Source organism: Saccharospirillum sp. (assembly GCF_040881935.1).
In the GTDB taxonomy this organism is placed as follows: Bacteria; Pseudomonadota; Gammaproteobacteria; order Pseudomonadales; family Natronospirillaceae; genus Saccharospirillum.
The window spans coordinates 20725-44790 of the sequence record NZ_JBBECH010000068.1 but is presented as its reverse complement, the minus strand read 5'-3'; the positions used below and the strand labels follow the sequence as shown (position 1 = coordinate 44790).

Annotated in this window: 22 protein-coding genes; 10 read left to right on the top strand and 12 right to left on the bottom strand. The window is 57.1% G+C overall.

All coding sequences use genetic code 11. The features are described from left to right. Nucleotides 1-4: 4 nt before the first annotated feature. From ribD to WEB54_RS12865, 3 genes are all read right to left on the bottom strand, one after another. Nucleotides 5-1111, bottom strand: a complete 1107-nt coding sequence (gene ribD, locus WEB54_RS12875; protein WP_368056054.1) for a bifunctional diaminohydroxyphosphoribosylaminopyrimidine deaminase/5-amino-6-(5-phosphoribosylamino)uracil reductase RibD — start codon at nt 1109-1111, stop codon at nt 5-7. Between the two features lie 7 nt (nt 1112-1118). Beyond that, complete coding sequence (nrdR, locus tag WEB54_RS12870; RefSeq protein ID WP_368053620.1) at nt 1119-1580, bottom strand: transcriptional regulator NrdR; 462 nt, start codon at nt 1578-1580, stop codon at nt 1119-1121. A 477-nt stretch (nt 1581-2057) separates the two neighbouring features. Next, nucleotides 2058-2384, bottom strand: coding sequence for a cytochrome c (locus WEB54_RS12865; RefSeq protein ID WP_368053622.1), 327 nt, complete (start codon nt 2382-2384; stop codon nt 2058-2060). Nucleotides 2385-2645: 261 nt separating this feature from the next. Here WEB54_RS12865 and WEB54_RS12860 point away from each other — a divergent pair, with 261 nt between their 5' ends. Next, the gene (locus WEB54_RS12860) at nt 2646-3140 is read left to right on the top strand and encodes a hypothetical protein (protein WP_368053624.1); all 495 of its coding nucleotides are present in this window, start codon (nt 2646-2648) and stop codon (nt 3138-3140) included. A 62-nt stretch (nt 3141-3202) separates the two neighbouring features. On the opposite strand, the gene WEB54_RS12855 is transcribed toward WEB54_RS12860, so the two are convergent. From WEB54_RS12855 to WEB54_RS12830, 6 genes are all read right to left on the bottom strand, one after another. Then, nucleotides 3203-4588, bottom strand: a complete 1386-nt coding sequence (locus WEB54_RS12855) for an L-serine ammonia-lyase (RefSeq protein ID WP_368053626.1) — start codon at nt 4586-4588, stop codon at nt 3203-3205. A 154-nt stretch (nt 4589-4742) separates the two neighbouring features. After that, on the bottom strand, nt 4743-5654 hold the full coding sequence (locus tag WEB54_RS12850; protein ID WP_368056052.1) for a DMT family transporter: 912 nt from the start codon (nt 5652-5654) through the stop codon (nt 4743-4745). Between the two features lie 348 nt (nt 5655-6002). Then, nucleotides 6003-7265 carry a serine hydroxymethyltransferase gene (gene glyA, locus WEB54_RS12845; RefSeq protein ID WP_368056050.1) on the bottom strand — a complete coding sequence of 421 codons (1263 nt, stop codon included), beginning with the start codon at nt 7263-7265 and terminating at the stop codon, nt 6003-6005. A gap of 234 nt (nt 7266-7499) precedes the next feature. Then, nucleotides 7500-7877: a DUF2750 domain-containing protein gene (locus WEB54_RS12840; protein WP_368056048.1), complete on the bottom strand. Its 378-nt coding sequence runs from the start codon at nt 7875-7877 to the stop codon at nt 7500-7502. 170 nt (nt 7878-8047) lie between these two features. Then, complete coding sequence (ushA, locus tag WEB54_RS12835; RefSeq protein ID WP_368056046.1) at nt 8048-9610, bottom strand: bifunctional UDP-sugar hydrolase/5'-nucleotidase UshA; 1563 nt, start codon at nt 9608-9610, stop codon at nt 8048-8050. A gap of 375 nt (nt 9611-9985) precedes the next feature. After that, nucleotides 9986-10321 (bottom strand): GIY-YIG nuclease family protein, encoded by a 336-nt coding sequence (locus tag WEB54_RS12830; RefSeq protein WP_368056045.1) that lies wholly within the window; start codon nt 10319-10321, stop codon nt 9986-9988. Nucleotides 10322-10504: 183 nt separating this feature from the next. On the opposite strand from WEB54_RS12830, the gene WEB54_RS12825 reads away from it, so the two are divergent. After that, on the top strand, nt 10505-13093 hold the full coding sequence (locus WEB54_RS12825; RefSeq protein ID WP_368056043.1) for an EAL domain-containing protein: 2589 nt from the start codon (nt 10505-10507) through the stop codon (nt 13091-13093). Between the two features lie 188 nt (nt 13094-13281). Here the strand turns inward: WEB54_RS12825 and WEB54_RS12820 are convergent, their stop codons facing one another. Next, nucleotides 13282-13794, bottom strand: a complete 513-nt coding sequence (locus WEB54_RS12820; RefSeq protein ID WP_368056042.1) for a hypothetical protein — start codon at nt 13792-13794, stop codon at nt 13282-13284. Nucleotides 13795-13977: 183 nt separating this feature from the next. On the opposite strand from WEB54_RS12820, the gene WEB54_RS12815 reads away from it, so the two are divergent. Beyond that, nucleotides 13978-15474 carry a YifB family Mg chelatase-like AAA ATPase gene (locus WEB54_RS12815; protein WP_368056040.1) on the top strand — a complete coding sequence of 499 codons (1497 nt, stop codon included), beginning with the start codon at nt 13978-13980 and terminating at the stop codon, nt 15472-15474. A 449-nt stretch (nt 15475-15923) separates the two neighbouring features. Here the strand turns inward: WEB54_RS12815 and WEB54_RS12810 are convergent, their stop codons facing one another. Continuing rightward, nucleotides 15924-16685 (bottom strand): exodeoxyribonuclease III, encoded by a 762-nt coding sequence (locus WEB54_RS12810; RefSeq protein ID WP_368056038.1) that lies wholly within the window; start codon nt 16683-16685, stop codon nt 15924-15926. 347 nt (nt 16686-17032) lie between these two features. On the opposite strand from WEB54_RS12810, the gene pyrE reads away from it, so the two are divergent. Continuing rightward, entirely contained in the window at nt 17033-17719 is a 687-nt protein-coding gene (gene pyrE / locus WEB54_RS12805) for an orotate phosphoribosyltransferase (protein WP_368053888.1), read from the top strand. Nucleotides 17720-17899: 180 nt separating this feature from the next. After that, nucleotides 17900-18529, top strand: a complete 630-nt coding sequence (locus tag WEB54_RS12800; protein WP_368053886.1) for a hypothetical protein — start codon at nt 17900-17902, stop codon at nt 18527-18529. A gap of 12 nt (nt 18530-18541) precedes the next feature. Here the strand turns inward: WEB54_RS12800 and WEB54_RS12795 are convergent, their stop codons facing one another. Next, on the bottom strand, nt 18542-19144 hold the full coding sequence (locus WEB54_RS12795) for an acyloxyacyl hydrolase (protein ID WP_368056036.1): 603 nt from the start codon (nt 19142-19144) through the stop codon (nt 18542-18544). A gap of 271 nt (nt 19145-19415) precedes the next feature. Between WEB54_RS12795 and WEB54_RS12790 the strand changes: the two genes are divergently transcribed. The 5 genes from WEB54_RS12790 (at nt 19416) to WEB54_RS12770 (ending at nt 24044) form a co-directional block, all read left to right on the top strand. Beyond that, entirely contained in the window at nt 19416-19553 is a 138-nt protein-coding gene (locus tag WEB54_RS12790) for a lipoprotein (protein WP_368053882.1), read from the top strand. Nucleotides 19554-19562: 9 nt separating this feature from the next. Next, nucleotides 19563-20843, top strand: a complete 1281-nt coding sequence (gene lysA / locus WEB54_RS12785; RefSeq protein ID WP_368053880.1) for a diaminopimelate decarboxylase — start codon at nt 19563-19565, stop codon at nt 20841-20843. A 6-nt stretch (nt 20844-20849) separates the two neighbouring features. Then, on the top strand, nt 20850-21677 hold the full coding sequence (dapF, locus tag WEB54_RS12780; RefSeq protein ID WP_368056033.1) for a diaminopimelate epimerase: 828 nt from the start codon (nt 20850-20852) through the stop codon (nt 21675-21677). Continuing rightward, nucleotides 21674-22348, top strand: coding sequence for a DUF484 family protein (locus WEB54_RS12775; protein WP_368056031.1), 675 nt, complete (start codon nt 21674-21676; stop codon nt 22346-22348). Before dapF ends, WEB54_RS12775 begins: the two co-directional genes overlap by 4 nt. 178 nt (nt 22349-22526) lie before the next feature. Further along, on the top strand, nt 22527-24044 hold the full coding sequence (locus WEB54_RS12770; protein WP_368056029.1) for a putative bifunctional diguanylate cyclase/phosphodiesterase: 1518 nt from the start codon (nt 22527-22529) through the stop codon (nt 24042-24044). The last annotated feature ends 22 nt before the right edge of the window (nt 24045-24066 follow it).

The following is a 24066-nucleotide window of genomic DNA, read 5'->3' as shown; positions in this document are numbered from 1 at the left end:
TGCGTTACATGGAACGCTTTTTTGGCACCAGCCGCAGACGCAGGTCCTGACCCACAGCACGGACGTCTATTAGCGATAGCGCCAGGCCTTCCGCCAGGGTGTCCAGTCGGGCCGAGATCAGTGGCCGGGTAGCCGCCCCCAGCAACACCGGTGCCTGATACAGCCACAGCTCATCCACACAATGCGCCTGCAACAAAGCACCCGCAAGCGTTGCACCGGGCTCAGCCCACACCTCGTTGTAGGATTGCTGGCCCAGCCAAATCATCACGGCGGTCAAATCGAGATGCCCGGCTGCATTCCCAGGCAACACCACCAAGTTGGCGCCCGAAGCAATGAGCGCACGCTTGTGCTCCTCAGATGCTTCGCTGCCATGCAGAATCCAGGTCTTTCCAGGCAACGACAGCATTCTGGCGCTGGCCGGTGTGTTCAGTTGGGTATCCAGGATTATGCGGTCCGGCTGTCGTTCGGCTCCGTTCAGGCGAACGGTCAGGCTGGGATCATCTGACAGCACGGTGCCAACTCCGGCCAGAATGGCGCACCGTTCCGACCGGGCCTGCTGCACATCGGCTCTCGCATTCGGGCCGGTAATCCACTGGCTTTCTCCACTGGCCATGGCGGTGGCACCGTCCAGACTGCTCGCCAGCTTCAGTGTCAGCCAGGGTTGGCCAGTGCGCATGCGCTTCAGAAACCCCCGGTTCAGGAGTTCTGCATCCGCACTCAACACCCCGGACCGTACCTCGATACCCGCCGCACTCAACCGGGCCAAACCGGTTCCGGCAACTTGCGGATTGGGGTCTTCGATGGCACAGACAACACGCGCCACTTGTGCGGCAATCAATGCTTCCGCGCATGGCGGCGTGCGGCCATAGTGGCTGCAGGGTTCCAGAGTAACGTAGGCAGTAGCGCCCCGCGCCTTGTCTCCGGCGGCGGCCAGTGCATGCACCTCGGCATGGCCGGTACCGGCGCGAACGTGATACCCCTCACCCACGTTAATGCCATCACGCACGATCACACAGCCAACCCTGGGGTTGGGTGTGGTCGTGGTCTTCCCCCGCGCCGCCAGGGTCAGGGCATGCGCCATCCAGAATTCGTCAGATTGAGTATCCGTCACACCACCCTCATTCGGTTCGCTTTTTTTCCAGCCGGTCTATTTCGCTGCGAAATTCGTTCAAATCCTGAAAACTTCGATAAACCGACGCAAACCGAACATAGGCGACCTGGTCCAGTTCACGCAGCTCATTCATCACCACCTCGCCCAGGCGCCGCGAGGGCAACTCGCGCTCACCGGTTGATCGCAGACTTTGTTTGATCCGGGCGAGCGCAGCTTCAACTTCTTCAACACTGACCGGCCGTTTCTCCAGGGCTCGTTGCAAACCGGCGCGCAACTTCATTTCGTCGAAGGGTTCGCGATTGCCGTTTTGCTTAACAATGCGGGGCATCACCAGTTCTGCCCCTTCATAGGTGGTAAAGCGCTCACCACACTGAAGGCATTCGCGACGACGGCGGACCTGCTCACCTTCGGCAACCAGACGTGAGTCGATGACCTTGGTGTCTTGTGCTTTACAGAATGGACAGTGCATCGGTTAGAGCTCATTGGGACTAAGAGAAAGGACGGTGTCTGAACCGTGTTTCAAGCCCCTGAAGTGTACTCTGCTACCGACTATTTGGCGACACACCTACTACCACGAAAGCGTTGACTTTCTCCGAAGCTGACAACCATGCGGGTTCCGGGGAAGGTGTTTATTCACAAAAACGAATGCACCTGAACCGGGCATTCAAAGCCCGGCTAGGCGGCTATATTTTGATCGACAGATCATCATAACTATTTGTTTTTATTGGTTTTTTAGAAAACTGATCATTTTTTAATCAAGCTCGCGTAACATCACAGTCATGCCGATCCGGGCAAGCTGTAAAGAGTATACCCACAGACTTATCCACAGTTACTGTGGGCACTTCAAGGGAAGCCAGTTGCCATCAGCCCAGACACAAAAAAGGGGCGCGGATGCACCCCTGATGCTTTATTTCGAGCGTCACAGAAAATGCGGTGGAGTAACCCGTTAGCCGCCAGCAGGCAGACTCGAGTAGTATGCGGCCAGGTTGGCAATATCCTGCTCGGAGAGCCCACCAGCCACGCCCCACATCACGGCCGCATTGGCCCCTTTCCGTTCCTGGGATTTATAAGCCGCCAGCACATTGGCCAGATAGGCCTGTTTCTGGCCAGCCAAATTCGGATAAATAGCCACCGCCGACACCCCGTTCGCCCCATGACAGGCAGCACACACCGCCGACTTGGCCTTACCGGCCTCCACATCACCCTCTGCCCAGGCATTCACCGCCAGCAGAGCGGTCACACCCACCAAAAACGTCTTAACGGATCTATTCATCACTATTCTCTCTTATGATCTGAGCGCTCACCCACCGCGCCGGTTGAAGGTACTTACATAGTCGGTTAATTCAAATTTGTTGCCGGGAGCCCATGCTGGGGTACCGGGGTACCGGGGTACCGGGGTACCGGATTAACGCACAAAACAGAAGGCCAATACCACCCGCTTTAACACCAGCAATACTCTAAACCTAGAACCCGGTCACCGTTTCAAATTCAGCAAAGCATACAATGACTTTACCTTCATACCCTGATGTAGAGCATGATGAACGTGTCTGATCGCCCTTACTTGCTGTCAAAGGCGTCTACCCTGGCCATTTCGCTGACCGCCTTGCTGTTAGCCGCCTGTGGCCCTGAATCGAACAGCCGTTATGGCGACCAATACTGGGATCCACAGACCACCGAAGACACCTTTGATCCCATTGTAGCGCTTGAGTTCTCGGTCGAGTACGTCAGAACCAGCGCCGACGGTGCTGACCCTGAAGTGTACGAGGCACGCATCACTCTGGATGCCAGCAAAACCTACGAACGGCGGTATGCCAATAGCTGGGGGTTTCTGCGCGGGAACAAGGAACGCGAAATCTTTGACCCCATGGGTGCCGACAACGATTTGCAGTTGGTTTACGCCGAATGCCATCAGAACGGCGACGCCAGCGCTCAGCTGGTTCTACCTACCAACAACCTCAACAACATACGCACCAACTTCATGAACATGTTGAAGACCGGCTCAATGCTGTGGATCCCGATCCCGGCCTGACTCTGCCCGGATAAGCCTACCCGGTTGCCTGCACAAACTCCTGGCACACAATTAACCCCGCCTCAACAAACCACAACGTTGACTGCGAGCCCGCCCTGGGCGGTTTCCTTGTATTTGGAGGCCATGTCTTCGCCGGTCTGGCGCATGGTTTCAATCACCTCATCCAGCGAAACGCAGTGATCGCCGGGTTCCCGCAAGGCAATGCGCGCGGCTTGAATTGCCTTGACTGCGCCGAAGGCGTTGCGTTCGATACAGGGTACCTGCACCAGGCCACCGATGGGGTCACAGGTCATGCCCAGGTGGTGTTCCATGGCGATCTCTGCCGCATGTTCTGCCTGGGCTGCCGAGCCACCCATTACCTCGGCCAAACCCGCGGCCGCCATCGAACTAGCAACACCGATCTCACCCTGGCACCCCATCTCGGCCGCTGAAATCGAGGCATTGCGCTTATAAAGCCAGCCGATGGTTGCTGCGGTCATCAGAAAGCGGCGTTCATCGTCAGCGGTTAATCGGGGCATGTGGTGGTGAATGTAGGCCAGGACAGCGGGTATCACACCGGCTGAACCGTTGGTGGGCGCCGTCACCACCCGACCTCCAGCGGCATTCTCTTCATTAACCGCCAACGCATACACACTGACCCAGTCGATCACGCCGAGTTGATCCGCCTCCGCCTGCTGGCGCAGTGAGCGAGCCATGCGAGCTGCCCGGCGTTGCACCTGAATACCGCCCGGCAATGGGCCTTCAAGGTCCATGCCCCGGTTCATGCAACTGACCATGGCCTCGTTGATGTGATCGGCCCAGTCCAGAACATCCGCTTCCGGGGTGCCCAGCCCCACCTCATTGGCCAGCGTGATATCGGCAATGGTCAGATTATGAGACTCGGCCTGGTTCAACAATTCGGTCGCATTAAAGAAAGGATAGGGCCGCTGGTCCGGAAACTCGGTCAGCAAATCGCGCTTGGCCGAGTTTTTTGCCAGCTCATTGGCAATGGCACCGCCGCCCACGGAATACCAGGTTTCGCTGAGCAACACGATGCCGTGTTCGTCTTCAGCGGTAAAGCGCATGCCGTTGGGGTGTTCGGGCAGAAAAATATCGGTGAAAAAGCGTACGCACTCGCCCATGGTAAAGCGCAATACTGGCCCACCGGGCAGAGGCAATCGCTGATCGGCCTTCACTTGCAGGAAGGTGTGGTCCGCCACCTCAGGATCGACGGTTGCAGCATCCAGGCCACATAGGCCCAGCACAACGGCTTTATCGGTACCGTGGCCGATACCGGTCAGCGCCAGCGAGCCGTACAGATCGGCCCGAATTTGCACCACGGCATCCAGTTTTGCCTGCTCTTTCAAATGTTGAACAAAACGCTCGGCTGCGCGCATCGGGCCAAGGGTATGAGAGGATGACGGCCCCAGGCCGACTTTGAACAGATCCAGAACTGAATAAGGTTGCACGCTGTAATCTCCGCAGTTTGGGTCGAACCGAACACTCGACTAAAGTGACCCAGAGCTTGCAACAGGGCAATGCACCGACGTTAATTAGCTATGCCTGGTGTTGTCCCGACGATTTTACAGCCCTCTGTTTTCGCAACCCTTTTTTCCAGGTCATTCAACCCGTCACAGCGGGCGGAGCCTCTGGCGGTAGCCGATGGCTGCGATCCTGGCTGAGAAACACCCCGACAAACACCAGCCCAATTGCCAGCCACTGACTCAGTACCAGACGCTCACCCAACAACAGCATTGAAAACAGCAGCGTGAACACCGGCAGCAGATTAGTGTAACCAGCAGCTACCGTAGCCTTTAAATGGGTCAGCGAATAATTGTAGAGACCGTAGGCGCCCAGCGTAATGACCAGGCCCAGATAGATCAGCAGACCAAAAGTCGACAGGGCAATCTGTTCGGGCCAGGGCGACGCCAGGGCCAGCGGGAAAAAGAACAGCGTGCCGACGAACGACTGCAAGGCCGTTAACAAGAAAGCCGAATAGCGACGGGTCAGATGCTTGACCAGCAGGGTGTAACCTACCGCGCTGACCATGGCCAGAAATTCCAGGAAATTGCCGAGCAGAGCATTGGGTGCCTGGTCGCTGTCTTCGCCGGTCAGTGTCATCCAGACCACGCCGATCACGGCAATCCCAAATCCCAGCCACTGACGCCAACCACTGCGTTCTTTCAGAATAAAAAAGGCGGCAATAGCGACCATCAACGGCAGCATGGCAGTGATCATGCCAGCCTGACCGGCGCTGGTGTAGCGCAACGCCTGAGCTTCGAAGATAAAGTACAGGCAAGGCTCGAACAGCGCCATGCCCAACAAATACTTCCAGTCACCCGCCTGGTACACAAAGCCATGGCGCAACCAGGGCCAAACGGTCAAAAAGGCAACGGCACCAATCGCCATACGCATAAAAATCACGATCATCGGCGACAGATCATTCACCGCCAATTTCAGGGCAATAAAGGAACTGCCCCACAACAGCATCGCTAACAGCAGCGCCAAATGGCTGCGCAATACCAGGTTATCCATAGCGGCTAACGTCCTCAATTCAAATGCTTCAAGTTTCGGAGTTCGCTGGAGAAACGAGCAATGGGTGCCGGGGGAACCCTTGTGGGGGAGTCCGCAACAAGGACTAAAACGCCGGGAGCGTTTTAGCATGAGCGCAGCGAGCCCGAAGGGTGAATCCCATGGAGGGGATTCATATCATGCGGTCTAGGCCCCATGGGCGGGTTCACGCCGACCCCACAAGGGTTCTCCCGGTACCCAGTGCGGGCCAATGCCACCCAGTCGCCCCAAAACTCCGAAACTTGAGACAAACGTCATATACAAAAAAGGGAGGCCGCTGGCCTCCCTTCGTTCACACTCTGAGGCTTTCGTTCAGCGATACACCGGCAGCCGAGCGCAAATAGCCAGTACCTTGGCTTTCACCTCGGTAATGACCGAGGTGGCATCGCCTTTTTCGAGGCCGTCCAGAACATCACAGATCCAGCCCGCCAGCTCAGCTGCTTCGGTTTCTTTAAAGCCGCGGCTGGTAATCGCTGGTGTACCAATGCGCAGGCCTGAGGTCACAAAGGGCGAGCGCGGATCATTAGGTACGGCGTTCTTGTTGACGGTGATGTTGGCGTCGCCGAGTGCGGCATCGGCTTCTTTACCGGTGTATTCCTTGCCGATCAGATCGACCAGAAACAGGTGGTCATCTGTTCCGTTAGAGACGATGTTGATGCCGCGTTCAACAAAGACGCTGCACATTGCCCGGGCATTTTTGACCACCTGGGCCTGATAGGCTTTGTAGTCTTCCGACATGGCTTCTTTGAAGCAGATCGCCTTTGCCGCAATGATGTGCATCATCGGGCCACCCTGGCTTTCCGGGAAGACAGCAAAGTTCAGCTTCTTATTCAGTTCTTCATCTTCACGCGCCAGAATCAGGCCGCCGCGCGGGCCACGCAACGTTTTGTGGGTCGTAGTGGTCACGACATCGGCGAACGGGACCGGGCTTGGGTACACTCCGGCGGCAACCAGACCAGCAACATGGGCCATATCGACCAGCAGGTAGGCACCCACTTCGTCGGCAATGGTGCGGAAACGGCCCCAGTCGACGATGCGGGAATAGGCCGAGAAACCGGCGATGATCATTTTCGGCTTGTGTTCGCGTGCCAGTGTTTCCATCTGCTCGTAATCGATCTCGCCTGTGTCGGCGTTCAGACCGTATTGCACCGCATTGTAGATGCGGCCTGAAAACGAGACTGAGGCACCGTGCGTCAGGTGGCCACCGTGTGCCAGGCTCATGCCCAGCACAGTGTCGCCCGGCTCGCACAACGCCATAAACACGGCGGCGTTGGCCTGTGAACCCGAGTGTGGCTGCACGTTGGCATAACCCGCGCCAAACAATTCTTTAGCTCGTTCGATGGCCAGGTTTTCAACCACATCAACGTGCTCGCAGCCACCGTAGTAGCGCTTGCCCGGATAGCCTTCGGCGTACTTGTTGGTTAACTGGGAACCCTGCGCCTGCATGACCCGTGGTGAGGTGTAGTTCTCAGAGGCGATCAGCTCGATGTGTTCTTCCTGACGCTGGCGTTCTGCTTCCATGGCATGCCAGACGTCGGCATCAAAATCGGCGATGGTTTGGTTTTTCTCAAACATGGCTCTCTCCACAAGGTATAGATGGGCTGCCGATATCGACCCCGACCCGGGTCGCAACAACTCAATAATCACTGACTGAAACTGACCGCAAAGACAGCTTTAGCTCAGTCATTTCAAGGGTTTCGAAGGCTGGGTATTGTACCTAAAGCAAATCGGTTTCCCACCGCCTGGGCGGGAAATTGATCAAACAAAGATCAAAAAGTCAGCCGTTCCATGGCAACCTGACTGGACTGGTTACTCCGCCGAAAGCGAGGCTGCCATATCGTCAGGCTCAACCACCACCCCTTCATCGTCCTGGCTTGGAAAAACGGCCAGCTCAATGCCATCGGCCTGCAAGCCGGGTAGCCAGCGCTGTTCCCAAGCGGCGGCATCGATGGCGATGGGTGTGCAGTCGGCCCAATCGCCGTTAATCCAGGCTTGCGCGCATTCGGTATGTGGCCATATTGGCAGACAATCCTGACCATCACTGGACATCAGCACCGTACCCTGCTCGCTGCGCAGGGACCAGACGCTTTGGCCAGCCTGTATCAGCTCAATCAGGTAGTCATAACGCTCCGCGGGAGACAGTGCCTGGAGGTCTTGAAGTTCTTCCGGGGAAAGGGAATTGGTCATCAGCAGAGCCCTGGTGGACAAGTGGAAAAACGGTCAGTGTTTGCCCAAAAGGGGCATCACCACTGAAAGGTCGGCCATAGTAGCAGCACACCGGGAAAAAGCCATTGTGGAACGCAGAACGAAAAAAAGGGCCGCACCCGGCGACCCTTTCATCTGACAGCGAGTGTCGCTTAGCGACGCACGACGGCCACTCCAGGGTTAAAACTGGAGATGCTCATAGGGCTGTTGGCCTGAATGAACTCCACCATCACGTCCGCGTCAACGAAGCCGGTATTCACATAGTTCGGGTGGTCTGTGAGCATGGGATAACCGTCACCGCCAGCGGCCATAAAAGCGTTCACCGCCAGCCGGTACATGCCACTGGGATCAACCTCACTACCATTGACAATGGCACGCGTGACTTCACCGTCAATGATGCGCAGGTTCACACCATCGAACTGGGCAAAGGCGCCACTGCCTGCCTGCTTGGAAGCCGCGACATTGAGATAATCGAGCAATTCGGCACCGGTGAAATCGACATAAGACACCATATTGCCAAAGGGCTGTACAGTCAGCACGTCTTTGTAGCTGATGTCACCACCTTCCATATCCGCCCGAATACCACCAGAGTTCATGATGGCAATGTCAGCCTGGGTTTTCACCCGCTGAGCCCGCGCGACCAGTACACCCAGATTGGTAGGTTCATTGCGCACGACACTGCGATCGCCAATGAAATCGCCGTCGGCAGAACCGATAATGGTGTCAAGCGCCGCGCTACCCGCTTGCTGGTATGGAGCCAGCATCGCCAGCATCTCCAGGTTCTGAGCAATTTCCGGACGCAACAGCTGGTCGTCTTCTTTCAGGTTGACCGGGATCAGATCGTATTCGTAGTGGGCGATTTCGCCATTGCGAATGGTCAGATCCAGACGGCCGACATACTTGCCCCACTCATGTGCCTGAAGAATCAGGGTGTTATTCACAACATCCGGCTCGAACAGCGGATTCTGGCTGTGACCACCGACAATGACATCGATGCCATCTACATTGCGGGCCAGTGTTACATCACCCGGAGCATTGCCACCGTAGTTGCCATTGGCGTAGTGCCCCATGTGCGTAACAGCGATGATCAGTTCGGATTTTTCGTCCAGTTCAGGAATCAGGTCACGACCTACCTCGGACGGGCTCAGAAAATCGAGATCACCGATGTACTCGGGGTTGCCGATACGGACTGTGTCTTCCGTGGTGAAGCCGACAATGGCTACACGGTTGCCCTGAACATTGAACATTTCATAGGGCTCAAACAAGGTGTCGCCGCCGTCTTTATAGACGATGTTGGCTGACAGAAACGGGAAGCCCGCCCAGTCTGCCTGCTGCATCAGCACATCACGCGGGTTATCGAATTCGTGGTTACCCACGGCCATGGCGTCGTACTCAAGCATCGCCATGCCTTTAAAATCTGGTTCGGCATTCTGCAAGTCCGACTCAGGCACGCCGGTGTTGATGTCACCGCCAGACAGCAGCAAGACTTCGCCGCCTTCCGCTTCCACTTCCGCGCGGATGGCATCGATCAGAGTTTTACGGGCTGACATACCGTATTCACCGTCACTGTTGCGCCAGAAGCGACCGTGATGATCGTTGGTGTGCAAAATGGTCAGTTGATAGTCGGTATCCGGCTCATAGCTCGGACCCATCATGGCACAGCCACTCAGGAGGACGACCGCCAAGCCTAGCGAGGCTGGTATTAGCGTTTTCATATGTGAGTCTCCTTACATTCTTTTTTTTGGCAGGACCTGACCTTTTGGTCAACCCTGAATTTTCACTTTAACCCGTTCTGTGACAAACCGAAACCCGAATATTACTGCCTGGTCACAAGGTTCTAAGACAGTGCAGACCCTTTCCGGGGGCACTATTGCGGTGCTGCAATCTGACTCTCAGCGTACCAGGGGTGAATGACTCCGGACGGTGACAACAGAGACAGTGACGACCCCAATCGTTCAGGCTCGTAACGAGTTTTCAGGCGGATAGCCCGATCAACTGAGTGTAGGCAAGAACCCCACCACTGCCAGCAGCGTTATCCACTTTGATGTCAGCCTGATGACAGTGACGGCTAAAGCACCTGGCAGTACGACTCAAGGTGCAGTTAGCGCCAGCTTACGAGACCGGCTAAGTCTGCGGATAGCGGCCTCACGCTGACCTGCCTGGCTTCGATCACAGCACGCCTCCGTATAGACCAGAATCACTGGGCGACGTGGTCGGGTATAGCGTGCTCCACCCACCAATTCACCATTGTGTTGGCGCAGCCGACGCTGCGGATTCGTGGTGATGCCTGTGTAAAAGGTACCATCAGCACACTGCACCAGATAAACCCACCAGGGAGATTTCAAACCATCTTCGCTCGCGAGGCTATCCCGGACCACGGTTTCGATATCCGGTTCAGGCGGGGAGGGAGCCGGGCTTTGTCGCATCAGGTCAATACTCTGGAGTCGGCAGCGGGAATATATTCAGGTGGTTATGGTTACCGGCCAGGTCTCTACAGTCAAATAACCTCCTTAAATTACCAATTGCAATTCATTTTCAAGTAACGGGGTTTCCTTCAAACGCTGCTTTACCCTAAACTGCAAAAACTCAATCACAAACTTGCCCAAAATATGGCAGTGAGCATTCACACCCTCTTAATTCGCATCGACACTGACGACGGCCTTGATCAATTGGCTGCGCTTCAGAAAACGATTGAGGATGACGCTCGCCTGTTAATTCTGGCTTTTTCAAGTGCACAACCGGACCAGCTGGTCAATCTAATGCCCTGGGTCGAGGCGCTCTGGCCCATGGCGACGGTCGCGGGTGCTTACGGCCCGCAGATAATTCACCAGGGCGAAATCAGCGAAAACACCCTGCTGCTGCAATTTATGACGTTCGAGCGAACCGACCTGCGCCTGAACTATCTGCGCTGGGAGGGTGACGACCGGGAACTGGGTGAACGCCTGTTTGATCCGGTGTGCCGGGCCGACAGCCGACTGGCACTCACTTTTCTGGGCGCGCAGCACGGTGACGTGCCAGCCCTCACCCACTGGGTCAACCGCCATTACCCAAATCTGGCACTCATCGGCGGTTGCAGTGTTAATGAAGGCGAGGGCTGGCTCTATGCCGACGGTCAGTTTCTGGATCACCACGCCCTGACCATCACCCTGAGCAATGAAACCCTGGACGTGGTCACCCAATCTTATTCGGAATGGCACCTGATCGGGCCCACCTGGAGCGTTACCAAAGCCGTCGGCAACACCCTGTATGAACTCGACCAGCAATCGGCACAGGCGCTCTATGCACGCTACCTGACTGAGACGTTCGCCGATGACCGGCTGACCAGCGGGGCGCAACCCGACGAGGTGCGCTATGAAAACTTTCCGCTGATGCGCGTTAACGATAAACAGCACACCCTGAGCGTCCCGTTACGACGGCTGGACGACGGCGGTCTGATCATGAGCACACCGTTACTGGAAGGCGACCGGGTTCGCTTTGCCTACAGCCACCCGTCAATGACGCTGGAGCAGGTCAACCGCGGTGCTGAATCACTGCACCAGCGTCGTCCCGAACTGATCTTGAGTTTCAACTGCGCCTCCAGACAGCGCTTCGACCGCGAGGAGACGGAACGAGAGCTCCAGCCGTTTCAGACCATGGCCCCGCTTAGCGGGGTTTTTTGTTATGGCGAACTGATGCATCAGAAAGGGCGCACCCAGTTGTTGCAACACAGCCTGGTAACAGTAGCCATCGCCGAGGATCCGGCGGCCGAGAGGCCCATGCCGGTGTTGGAACGACATGCCCTGGCACCGCTGTTCCGGTTGATACAAGCCTCAGTCGAAGACCTCGATCAGGTCAACCGAAACCTGGAAGACGATATTCGCCGTACCACTCAGGAACTGCTGCGCAAGCTTGAAACCGACAGCCTCACCGGGCTTGCCAACCGCGTTGCGCTACTGCAATGCCTGCGCGATGACGACCCCTGGCCCATCGTTCAGATCTGCAGCCTAAAAATCAACAATCTGCGTCAGATCAACAACCTTTATGGTTACAGCGTTGGCGACCAGCTTCTGCGCAGTCTCAGTGCTTCCATACAAACCGACATCACCGAATTGCTGCCCACCACCGCCCTGGTGTTTCGCGGTTCGCCTAACGAATTTCTTGTTGTCGCCCCCGATGCCTGCCCGATGAACAGCTTCTATAAGGGTATGGCTCAGCTCACCGAACGCATGCAGAATCAGTCGGACCTGTTCAGCGACAAGGTGGTGCAAAACGTCTTGCCCATTCTGCTGACCGCCGGTACCGCGCACCGATCCGAATTGCCGCCAGACATGACTCACAGCACTGAAGACCTGCTGATCAAAGCTTCCGAAGCGCGTCGTCATGCCTACCGGCACCAGTTACCCATCGCCCGGGCGATTGATCTGCCGGGAACCGACCGGGGCAAACGGGACGGCCTGAACTGGTTAAGCCGGATCCGCACCGCGCTCGGCAGCGGCGACATTCTACCCTACGTTCAGCCGTTATTTGATCGCCAGGGGCAGGTGCACCACGTTGAAGCCCTGATGCGGGTGCGTCACGACGGTGTGGTTTACAGCCCGGCCAGCTTTCTCGATCTGGTTAAACCGACTCAGCTCTACCCGCGCCTGTCGATGGTGATGATCGACGAGACCTTCCGCCTGATGAAGCCGCACAAGGTTGGCTTCACGCTGAATTTCACCGCCCGCGACCTGGCCAACGAAGCCCTGATCGACCGGCTGAAATACTGGCTTAAAGGCGGCGTTGACGCTGAGCGAGTCACCTTGGAAATCGTAGAATCGGACAGTCTGCGCAATTTCGACCGCTTCACCTACATCCTGCACGAACTGCGACGCCTGGGTTGCAAGCTGGCCATTGACGATTTCGGCAGCGCCTATTCAAACCTGGAACGGGTGATGCGGTTAAAGCCAGACTGGATCAAACTCGACGGCAGCCTGATCCGGCATCTGGTCGACAGTGAGGTCAACCGCATTCTGGTCAGACGGGTGGTGCAACTGTGCCAGGACCTGCATATTCGCGCCGTGGCCGAACACGTGCATGACCAGGCAACGCTGTCCATACTGATGGGCATGGGAGTGGACTTTTTCCAGGGGTTCTACCTGGCCGAACCGACGCCCGCCGAAACCTTTAATGTGCATAAGCTGAGACAACCGGGAACCGACTACGAAGAGAGTTTCGCATGAACGACGCCCGACCGTTTTGACCCGCTCTGGCTGTTAACGCGCAAGCCTCAAACTCAAAGCCAGACCCGACCAGCACTGGGTACATACCGATTTCAACACCTGGCCCGAGGCCTCGGCCATGGATCTGCAAGGTGCCACCTTATTCTGCGCACTGGGCCCGGCCATCGATATCCGGGAATCGGAACGGATCAGTCAGTTTCGCAGCGACTGATCGACGTCCAGCGCCAGTCGACGTCGGTCGTACCGCCATTGCGTAACGTCAGACAGGAATCCCCGACAGCCACCTCCCAGTGATCGGCAGCGATAATCGTGCGCTGCCAGTCTTCCTCTGGCAGGGCAACCAACCGCCGCGTCAGCGCTGCCAGCAAACCCTCTTCTGTAGCCACCAGAGATACAGCGCCCGGCGTCAACAACGCCACGGCCTGATCCGGATCGGGGTGTGGCGTTAACGACAAATCCCGCGCCAGCAACTGCCGGATGCGACGCTGTTCCTGTTCTCGCAATGTCGCAGCAACCAGATCGACTGCCTGGAGCGAGCGCTCACCCGCCTGCACCGCCATCAACCCAAGCTGCAATCGCTCAGGAGCATAAATCTCACGTTCCAGCCGATCCTGGTACCGTTGTACCCCCCAGACAATGATCAGCACCAGCAAGGTACCCGCTACGGCGGCCATCAGCCCCCATTTAATTGGTTTCGTCACAGAGATTCCTTTACATCAGAGGGTGGATAACCCGGTCTTATAAAAACAGCCGTCATCATACCAATGAAGGTCGACTCGATCACAGAGCCAGGCACCCTGACTTGCTCCTCCGCTCGGGCTGACGTAGCGTTCAGCACAGCGAACACTACCCTACCACCAACCTGCACAAGACCAGGGATGACAATGACACTTGCCGTATTATACAGCCGGGCCCGCGTCGGGATGGACGCCCCGCTGGTCACCATTGAGGTCCATCTGTCGAACGGCCTACCGGCCTTCAACATGGTTGGCCTGCCGGAAACGGCGGTCAAGGAAGCCCGCGACCGGGTCCGCTCTGCCATCATCAACAGCCAGTTCGACTTCCCGGACCGGCGCATTACGGTGAACATGGCACCGGCCGATCTGCCCAAGCAAGGTGCCCAGTTCGATCTTGCCATCGCCCTGGGCATTCTGGTCGCCAGCAACCAGCTCCCGGCCGACAAGATCGAAGCGTTCGAATTTCTGGGAGAACTGGCGCTGTCCGGCGACCTGAGACCCGGACCCGGTGCCCTGCCCGCCGCCATCGCCTGCACCAACGCAGGACGCAGCCTGGTCACCAGTAAAGACAACGCCGCCGAAGCTGCACTCGCCAGCGACAGCGAAGTGCGTTATGGCGAACACTTACTGCAGGTCACCAGCCATTTCAGCGGTCAGAACACCCTACCTCAAGCCCACTATGAACCCGCTACTGATCAATTGCCGCAGCCCGACCTGGCCGATGTCAAAGGCCAGCACAGTGCCAAACGGGCGCTCGAAATCGCCGCAGCAGGACGGCATAATCTACTTTTTTTTGGACCACCGGGTACAGGCAAAACCCTGCTCGCATCCCGCCTGCCCGGGCTGCTGCCAGCCTTGCGTGAACGCGAGGCACTGGAAGTCGCCAGCGTACAAAGCATCTGCGGCATGCCGCTCAACTGGGGCCAGCGTCCATTCCGCTCACCGCACCACACCGCCTCAGGCGTCGCGCTGATCGGCGGCGGTTCGATTCCACGGCCCGGGGAAGTCACCCTGGCACACCGGGGCGTATTGTTTCTGGATGAGCTGGCCGAATTCCCCCGTACTGTGCTTGATGTACTGCGAGAACCCATGGAAAGCGGCGAGGTTCACATAGCCCGCGCCGCCCGCCAAACCAGCTTCCCGGCCCGTTTCCAGCTGGTGGCAGCCATGAACCCAACCCCGGGCGGTTACAGCCCGGATGACCCGCGTTCACAACGCTACACCCGCGAACAAATGCAACGCTATCTGGCGCGCCTGTCTGGCCCCTTTTTGGATCGCATCGACCTGCACATCGAAGTCCCGGCCCTACCCAAAGCACTGCTGACCCGCGATACCGAAGAGGAATCCAGCGCCGACGTCCGGGCCCGGGTAGAACAAGCCTGGACCCGACAACTGGACCGCCAGGGCTGCGCCAATGCGGAGCTATCGGGAAAACAGTTGGAGCAAGCCTGCCAGTTGGGCCAGGCCGAACAAACCCTGCTGGATTCAGCACTCGACAAACTCGGACTCAGCGCCCGCGCCTACCACCGCGTACTCAAGGTAGCCCGCACCCTCGCCGACCTGAACGGCCGCCCGACTCTGGAGCGCACCGATCTGATCGAAGCGCTCAATTGCCGGCAACTGGAAAAATTAATGCGGGTTTAGTGGCCCAATATATTGATTAGCCACAAAGCAGTGCTGACCACCGGGTAGACCTGACCGGGGCCGGCATAAACCCGTCCATGGGGCCTAGACTTCGGCATCCATGCCTCAGACTTCCCCGGTCAGGTCCACCCGGTAGCCAGCACTGGTCTCAGGCTTCATTGGATCCAGCAAAAAAGCTCGGGAGCCACGACCTTAATAGCTCTCAATATCGATATTGGAGGTCGTTGAGGAGGCAAGCGGCGGGTGCTGGGTGTGCCCTTGTGGGGTAGTCCGCAGCAGGGACTAAAACGCCTGGAGCGTTTTAGCATGAGCGCAGCGAGCCCGAAGGGTGAATCCCATGGAGGGGGGTCATATCCTGCGGACTAGGCTCCATGGACGGATCTACGCCGACCCCACAAGGGCACACCCAGTATCCGATGCGGACCAATGCCGCCAAACCGAGCCTTGGTCTAGAAATCGATGTCGTACTCGATTACTACTGGCAGGTGCGGCGAAATACGCGGCTCGCGCACAATGCCGACGTCGAGAACATAGTCGGCAATGTTCGGGGTGATCATCTGGTAATCGAGCCGCATGCCGTTGGCCTGGGCTTCGTCGAAAGGCCACCAGGTGTGCTGGCGGTCCTTGCGGTTCATCAGGCGGAACGCATCGACAAAGCCGATGGGACCGGTTACCTGATCCATCCAGGCGCGTTCTTCGGGTAAAAAGCCCGATTCCCGCTGATGGGTTTCCCAGTTGCCCAGATCAATCGAGCGATGTGCAATCTGATAGCTGCCCGCAAAGATAAACTCGCGACGCTTGCGCCGGGTTTTCTTCATGTGCTGCTGCAACACTTCCAGGAAAGCCAGCTTATGCTCAATCTCATCTTCGGTCTGAGCATAGGGCACGGCAATGGACGCGATACTCACGTTATTGAAATCGGCCTGTATAAAACGGCCTTCCAGGTCCCATTGCAGCGAACCCAGCCCGCGAATGATGGCTTTGGGCATAACCCGGCTGTATATCGCCGTGCCAGAGTAACCGTCTTCTTCGGCATCGAAGAAAAAGGCATGGTAGCCCGGTACGTCCAGAAACGCTTCGGGCAACTGATATTCCTTGGCACGAACCTCCTGAACACACACCACGTCCGCGTCCAGTTTCTCCAGCCATTCGAAAAAACCGCGCTGAGCGGCGTTTACCAGGCCATTTACATTTAGGGTGACGACTTTCATCCTGTCTATCCAGTCAACAAGCGCGCGTATCATATCGGCGCAAACCCGCACTGTCACGGCTTTGAACGGCGATCGCGTCACTGATTTTAAAGGTTTTTCCGGCTTTTACCCCTCTTTTACCCTGAATCCTGGGCGGGGGGAGGCAAAACCGCCGTCTCTAATCGGTATCGAGCGCTACCCGATGCCCCGGGGTCAGTCTTTTTTTATTTTTTGTGCGTTCTGTCATTCTGCTTTTTAATCGAATCCGCCTTTCCGCTATACTGCCGCGCCCAGTGAGATTCCGAAAATCTCTCTCGCAGGTCCGATTGGGCCTCAATCGTGATCAGCCGACACAAGGGCCTAATACCATGGATAGACCATTTTCGACCGGAAGTACAGCCTCAACACCGCAATGGCAGCAGGATTTCATCCGTTTCGCCATCAATGCTGGTGCCCTGACCTTTGGTGAATTCACCCTGAAATCGGGTCGTGTCAGCCCCTATTTCTTCAACGCCGGACAATTCCAGACCGGCGAAGCACTGAGTCGGCTGGGCCAGGTCTACGCCCGGGCACTGGTCAGTTCGGAGCTCGATTTCGACCTGGTGTTTGGCCCCGCTTATAAAGGCATTCCCCTGGCAACCACCACTGTCGTAGCTTTGCAGCGCGATCATGGGCGCAACGTTCCCTATGCTTTCAACCGCAAAGAAGCAAAAGATCATGGTGAGGGCGGCCAGATCGTCGGGGCACCACTGCAGGGCCGCATCGTGATCGTTGACGACGTCATTACAGCCGGTACTGCGATACGCGAAGTTCAGGCGTTGATGCAACAGTTCCCTGAAGCACAATTGGCTGGTGCGGTGGTTGCAATGGATCGCCAGGAAAAGTCCCCCGGCGAAGAGCGCTCGGCCATTCAGGCACTGGAAGCGGAGTTTGGATTACCCATCATTCCGGTCATCACCTTTAGCCAGGTTATTGAGTATGTCGCCACCCAGCCTGACTTCGCCAGGCATCTGGCAGCTGTTGAAGACTACCGGGCACGTTACGGCGTGGGTTGATTCAGGGTGAACTATATTTCGCAGGATATCGGATTCGGTGCTTTTCCTGGCCGATGACAACGCCGGAACTTCTAGGCACAATGGATTAAAAGTTAGGCAGCGAGGTTAACGATATCCGCTGTCAGGACTGCACCGGCCTGGTGGCCGCCGATGATCTGAATACACACGAGTCAGTACCCTATGTCCAATCGACTGATCGCCCTGTTGCTGACGCTGAGCCTGATCCCGCTGGTTGCCGAGGCACGCCAGTTCTTTCGTTACAAAGATGCCGACGGTCAGGTCGTAATTAACAGCATCATCCCTCCTGATTTTGTCAAAAATGGCTATGAAATTATTGACGACAAAGGCGTTGTACTGCAGGAAGTCGCGCCGCAACTGAGCGAAGAAGCAATACGCAATCGCCGGGCTGAAGAGCAACGGGTGCAAGAGGAACGGGTGCGCGATGCGGAACTGGTTAAGCTGTATCGCAGCCCGGGTGATGTTGAGCGGGCCATGGGCATCTGGTTAAGCCGCCTGGATATGGAGATTCGACTGAAGAACAATCGCATCGATACCTTGCGTTCCGAGTTCAATACCCTGCAATCCCAAGCCGCCAATCAGGAGCGGGCAGGCCAGGCGGTTGATGCCGAACTGCTGACGCAAATGGCTGAGATCGAGGCTGAAATCGCTGAATACCAGGCCGAAATCGACGAAGTAGAGGCGCGCAAGACAGAAGCCCGCGAGGACTTCACCGCCGACCGCGAACGCATGAAAATCATCTACGAACGTCTGAATGGCCGCTCCTGGCAAGATTCCAGCGCCTCGAACTAGTGGCCCCCGGCCTCAATAATGGTATTTCAACACCAGGCCGTGAAAGTTCTGACCATTATTAGGCTTTTCAATACTCCCGTTTGAAATGTGCTGATAACGCCAGCCCAGTTGCCAGTTTCGATAGACATACCCTACCCCCAATATCTGACTGAAATGCCAGTACGTACTGTATTGGTCGGGCCCCAATGACGTTGAACTTAGGTAGGCAGCACCCAGCCCGGTTTCAAGCACCGCATGCCCGGGCCCGGCTGGCAGCGTCCAGTCGAACAGGGGTGTCAGATTGGCCATCGGCTGCTCTTGGTCGGCGTAGGTACTCGAGCCGAGCGCCAGCTCCAGCCCGGTCGTTACCTGCAACGGACCATAGGTGCGCTCTACCGGCAGTGCCCAGTTCAGCAACAGCCGGGCGCGCTCCTTGCCGTCATCCCAACCCAGATCCAGCCCTGCCTGGCTGGCGTTCACCAGGTTCACCACCAGGGCAGAGCCCACCGAAGCCCCAACCGCAAGATTGTACAGTTTCAGCTCTTCAGCCAGCACAGTGCCCGATGCCAGCATCGTCAGCATGGCGCCCAGACAGCGGATTGGTTGGTTCGGTCGCGTTCGTCTTGCCTTAACCATCGCTCATTGTGCTCCTTAACCTATCAGTGCCGCGCAGTATACCCTGGCAGGGGCCTGGAAGGGATTGCCCTGAACCGGGCGTCCATGAGGCCGCTCAAACCCGAATTCCCATCCGCATCGTTAGGAGCCTGTCGGACTGAGGATGAATCGGCTGTGGTAGCGGGACGATCCACCTAAATCCGATGCCCTATGTCCGACAGGCTCTCAGGGTGGGCGCGGCCCGAACGCTCGCGTATACTCCTGCTTTACAGCCACTACGCCAGTTACCCGCATGATGCACCGGACACACCTACTGCTCATTCTCATGTTCAGCACCACGGTGCTGATTGCCGCCTGCGGGCAAAAGGGTGACCTGTACCTCCCAGCCGACGATGCCCGGGCCGCACTGACTACCGACAATGGATACTGACCCGCTACTATGACTCAGCCAGCCTCACCGACCGTACCCAGTTCCGCTTTCACCTATCAGCAGGGTCAACTGACCGTCGAGGACGTGCCACTCCTGCAGCTGGCCGAGCAACATGGAACGCCGTTGTATGTCTACTCCCGTACCGCCATTGAATCCCAGTTCAAGCAATACTTGGACGGTTTAGGCGATCACCCCGGGCTGATTTGTTATGCGGTGAAAGCCAATTCCAACCTGGCTGTGCTCGATGCATTGGCCCGCTGTGGCGCCGGTTTCGATATTGTCAGTATTGGTGAACTGGAACGGGTTCTGGCCGCGGGCGGAGACCCGGCCAAAGTCGTCTTTTCCGGTGTTGCCAAGCAGAGTCACGAAATGCGCCGAGCGCTGGAAGTAGGCATACATTGCTTCAACATTGAATCCGAAGCAGAACTGGAACGGCTGAACCAGGTTGCGGGCGAAATGAACAAAGCAGCCCGGATATCACTGCGGGTGAACCCGGATGTCGATGCCCAGACCCACCCCTACATTTCCACGGGGTTAAAACAGAACAAGTTTGGTGTCGCCATCGATCAGGCGATACCGGTGTACCAGCATGCGCAACAGTTACCCAACATCGAAGTCGTCGGAGTCGACTGCCACATCGGCTCGCAGATTCTGAATACCGCGCCATTCGCCGATGCACTGAACCGTTTGTTGGGGCTAATTGATGAATTGGCCACGCTTGGCATTCAGGTAAAGCATCTGGACCTGGGTGGCGGACTGGGCGTGAAATATCAAACCGATGACGTTGAACCGGATGTTGCCGCTCATGTGCGCTCTATTGTCGAGACGCTGGCCGACCGGTCGCTGTCGCTGATACTGGAGCCCGGTCGCAGCATTGTCGCCAATGCTGGTGTGTTACTGACACGGGTTGAATATCTGAAATACAACGGTGATCATGCCTTTGCCATTCTCGATGCTGGCATGAACGATCAGATTCGCCCGGCGCTATATCAGGCCTGGATGGATGTTAAGCCAGTCGTTGAATCCCGCCAGGGGACGGACGCACGCTGGGACCTGGTTGGGCCCATTTGCGAAACTGGCGATTTTCTGGCCAAAGACCGGCGTATGACACTGGCGCCGGGCGATGTGCTGTCGGTTATGTCGGCGGGTGCTTACGGTATGGTGATGGCCTCAAACTACAACACCCGCAACCGGGCTGCCGAAATCATGGTGCAGGGCAGCAAGGCGCAGCTGGTGCGCAAACGCGAAACACTACAAGATCAATTGCAACTCGAATCGCGGTTAAGCTGAGGTTATATGCGGCTGAAATTCACCAAAATGCACGGTCTCGGCAATGACTTTATGGTCATAGACGGTGTCACCCAGTCCGTTGAATTCAACGCAGCGGACGTCGAACGGTGGGCCGACCGGAACACGGGCATTGGCTTTGATCAACTGCTGCTGGTCGAACCTCCTACCCGACCGGATCGTGATTTTCGCTACCGTATTTTCAATGCCGATGGCAGTGAAGTGGAAAACTGTGGCAACGGTGCCCGGTGTTTCGCGCGTTTTGTCGTCGATCACCAGCTAATTCACGCCGATCTCATCCGTGTTGAAACCGCCGGTGGCGACCTCGAACTGATTTTACACCCTGATGGCCAGGTGACGGTCGACATGGGCCGGCCCCGCCTGACCCCCGACCGTATCCCGTTTGAGGCCGACAGCCGGGCCAATCAATACACGGTTACTCTGGCCGATGGCACCGGGATCAGCCTGGCAGCGGTCAACATGGGTAACCCGCATTGCGTCATTCGGGTCGACAACGTAGACACCGCGCCGATCGAAACGCTGGGGCCGGAACTGGAAAGCCATCCGCGCTTTCCACAACGGGTGAACGTCGGCTTTCTGCAGGTGATCGACTTGCACAACGCCCGGTTGCGGGTATTTGAACGTGGCGTTGGCGAAACGCTGGCGTGTGGTACCGGCGCCTGCGCCGCCATGGTAGCCGGAGTGATCAATCAATGGTTTAAAGACCATGTACGCATCACCGTGCCCGGTGGTACGCTCTTGATTGAATGGTCCGGTGAAGGCAATGTGCTGATGACCGGGCCGGTTGAAACCGTATACGAAGGAGTGATCGGGTGATTGAATCGGTGAATACCGACACGCTGGATCTGGAGGCAATCGTAACCTACCTGCGCCGCCACCCCCACTTTTTTGAAGATCACCCCAATCTTCTGAAAAAGTTGCATCTGCGTCACGACAGCGGCGATGCCATCTCACTGATCGAACGCCAAAACCAGATATTACGTCAGGAAAACCTACAACTGATCGACCGTTTGAATCAGTTTATTCAGGTAGCCCAACGCAATGATCGCCTGTTTCTGAAACTGCAGCGACTGATACTGGAGTTGCTGCCCGAAACCGAGTTGAATGCCTTACTGGAACGCCTGCAACGAGGCCTGCAGCGAGACTTTGACGTGCATGAGACCACCGTCATTCTGTTTGATCGCACACCAGGCGACGGCGACGGCTGGCTGCAAACCTCCAAAGCACAAATAGCCGAGGCCTTTCCCGCCGTGGTCGACCAGGGCAAAGCCGTGTGCGGTGCGCTGGAGCCGTCTCTGACGCAACTGCTGTTTGCCGGAACCGAAGTGGGCTCCATTGCCCTGGCGCCCCTGACCCGGGGTGGGGAGATAATCGGCGTACTGGCGCTTGGCCACAGCAGCGCAGACCATTTCCGCAGCGGTACCGAAACCCTCTTCCTGACCCATCTGGCCCAGGTCACCAGCCTGCAGATGGAACGCGCGGACTAGCCCACAGGAACACCCCCCGGCAGCCGGTGCTTGCTGCCTCAGCGAACTCCGAATCTTGAGTTAGCAAGACGACAGCCGAACCATCCGCTACACTCTGTAAATGCTTGGTTTCAGCGGTTCGGTTGTGACAGCCTGAGGGCTGTCTAACGTCGGCTCTTGTGTAAGGATTTCTGGCTTCATGCGACATCGCTTTACCCGACCCGCCGGGCGCATCGCTCTGACCTACCTGGTCATCGCCTTACTCTGGATTGCCTTTTCCGACCGGGCCGCCGAAGCACTGTTCAGTGATTCGCAATTGCTTAACCGGACGCAGACCCTGAAGGGTGCCCTATTCGTGCTGGCAACGGCATTGTTGCTGTATGCGCTGATGCACCGCACCCTGCATCGCATTGAGGTTGCTGTGCTGGAAGACAGCCTGACTGGCCTGCCCAACCGCCTGGCCTTTACCCGAGAGCTAACGCTACGCTGCAAAACCGGACTGGCTCGCGACCAACGGTTCACCGTCACGTTGATGGACATCGACCACTTCACCGATCTCAATGATGAGCAAGGCCATAGCCGGGGCGACGAACTGCTGATCCTGGTCGGCCGGCAACTGCGACGTCTGCTGAATAAAGACTGGTATATCGCCCACATCGGGGGCGACGAATTCGGCCTGCTGTCGCCCTCCGGGCTCAGCATTCAAGAGACCCGGGAGCGCCTCGACTGGTTACAAAACCGGGTGATGCGCAGCCACAACAACGACCTGATGCTCAGCCAGACCCTCAGCGCTGGTTCCTGCGAGTTCCCCAAAGACGCCCGCACTGACAGGGACATGATGCGTCAGGCCGATATGGCACTGTCGCGGGCGAAACATCAGGGCCGGGACCGGCATTCGTTTTACCATGAAGAACTGAAACGCACTTTGCTGGAACGCTTGTCCCTGGCAAAAGATTTGCGGGATGCGGTGGAGCGAGAGGCGTTTACGCTGGTCTATCAACCGCAATGGTCGGTATCAACGACGCAGTGGGTGGGTGCGGAAGTGCTGGTACGCTGGCACCATCCCGACCGTGGCTGGGTACCGCCCGATCAGTTTATTGCTCTGGCAGAACGCGAGGGCATGATCCACCGGGTAACGAAATGTGTGGTTGAAAAAGCATTGGCCGAACTCAAACAGGCCGGGTTGGGCCGGGACGCCTTGCCGTCTCTGTCCATCAATCTGTCGCACCTGACGTTACTCGATACCAACACCATGACCCTGTTACGCCACCTGATTGACCAACGCTCGAACACCTTGCCCAAGGTGATGTTCGAAATCACCGAAACCGCCACCATGGAAAACCTGGATCGCACCCTCAGTGCCATGCAGAGCTGGCGTCAACGCGGTGTGGATTTTTCCATCGACGACTTCGGCACCGGCTATTCATCGCTGTCCCGGTTGAAACTATTGCCGTTGAAAGAGCTGAAAATTGACCGGAGTTTTATCATGGATCTGCCGGGTGACCAGAACGATGCCGTCATCACCCAGGCTATTCTGGCGATGGCGAAAACACTGTCGCTGAACGTTGTGGCAGAGGGAGTGGAAACCCGGGAACAGTCCGATTTTTTGCGGGCACATGGCTGTAACATCATGCAGGGATATTACTACGCCAAACCCATGCCCATTCAGGAACTGAATGTACTGCTTACCCAGGCGGCGAATACACCGGTTCGATGAACCGTCTGCAAAACCGGAAGAA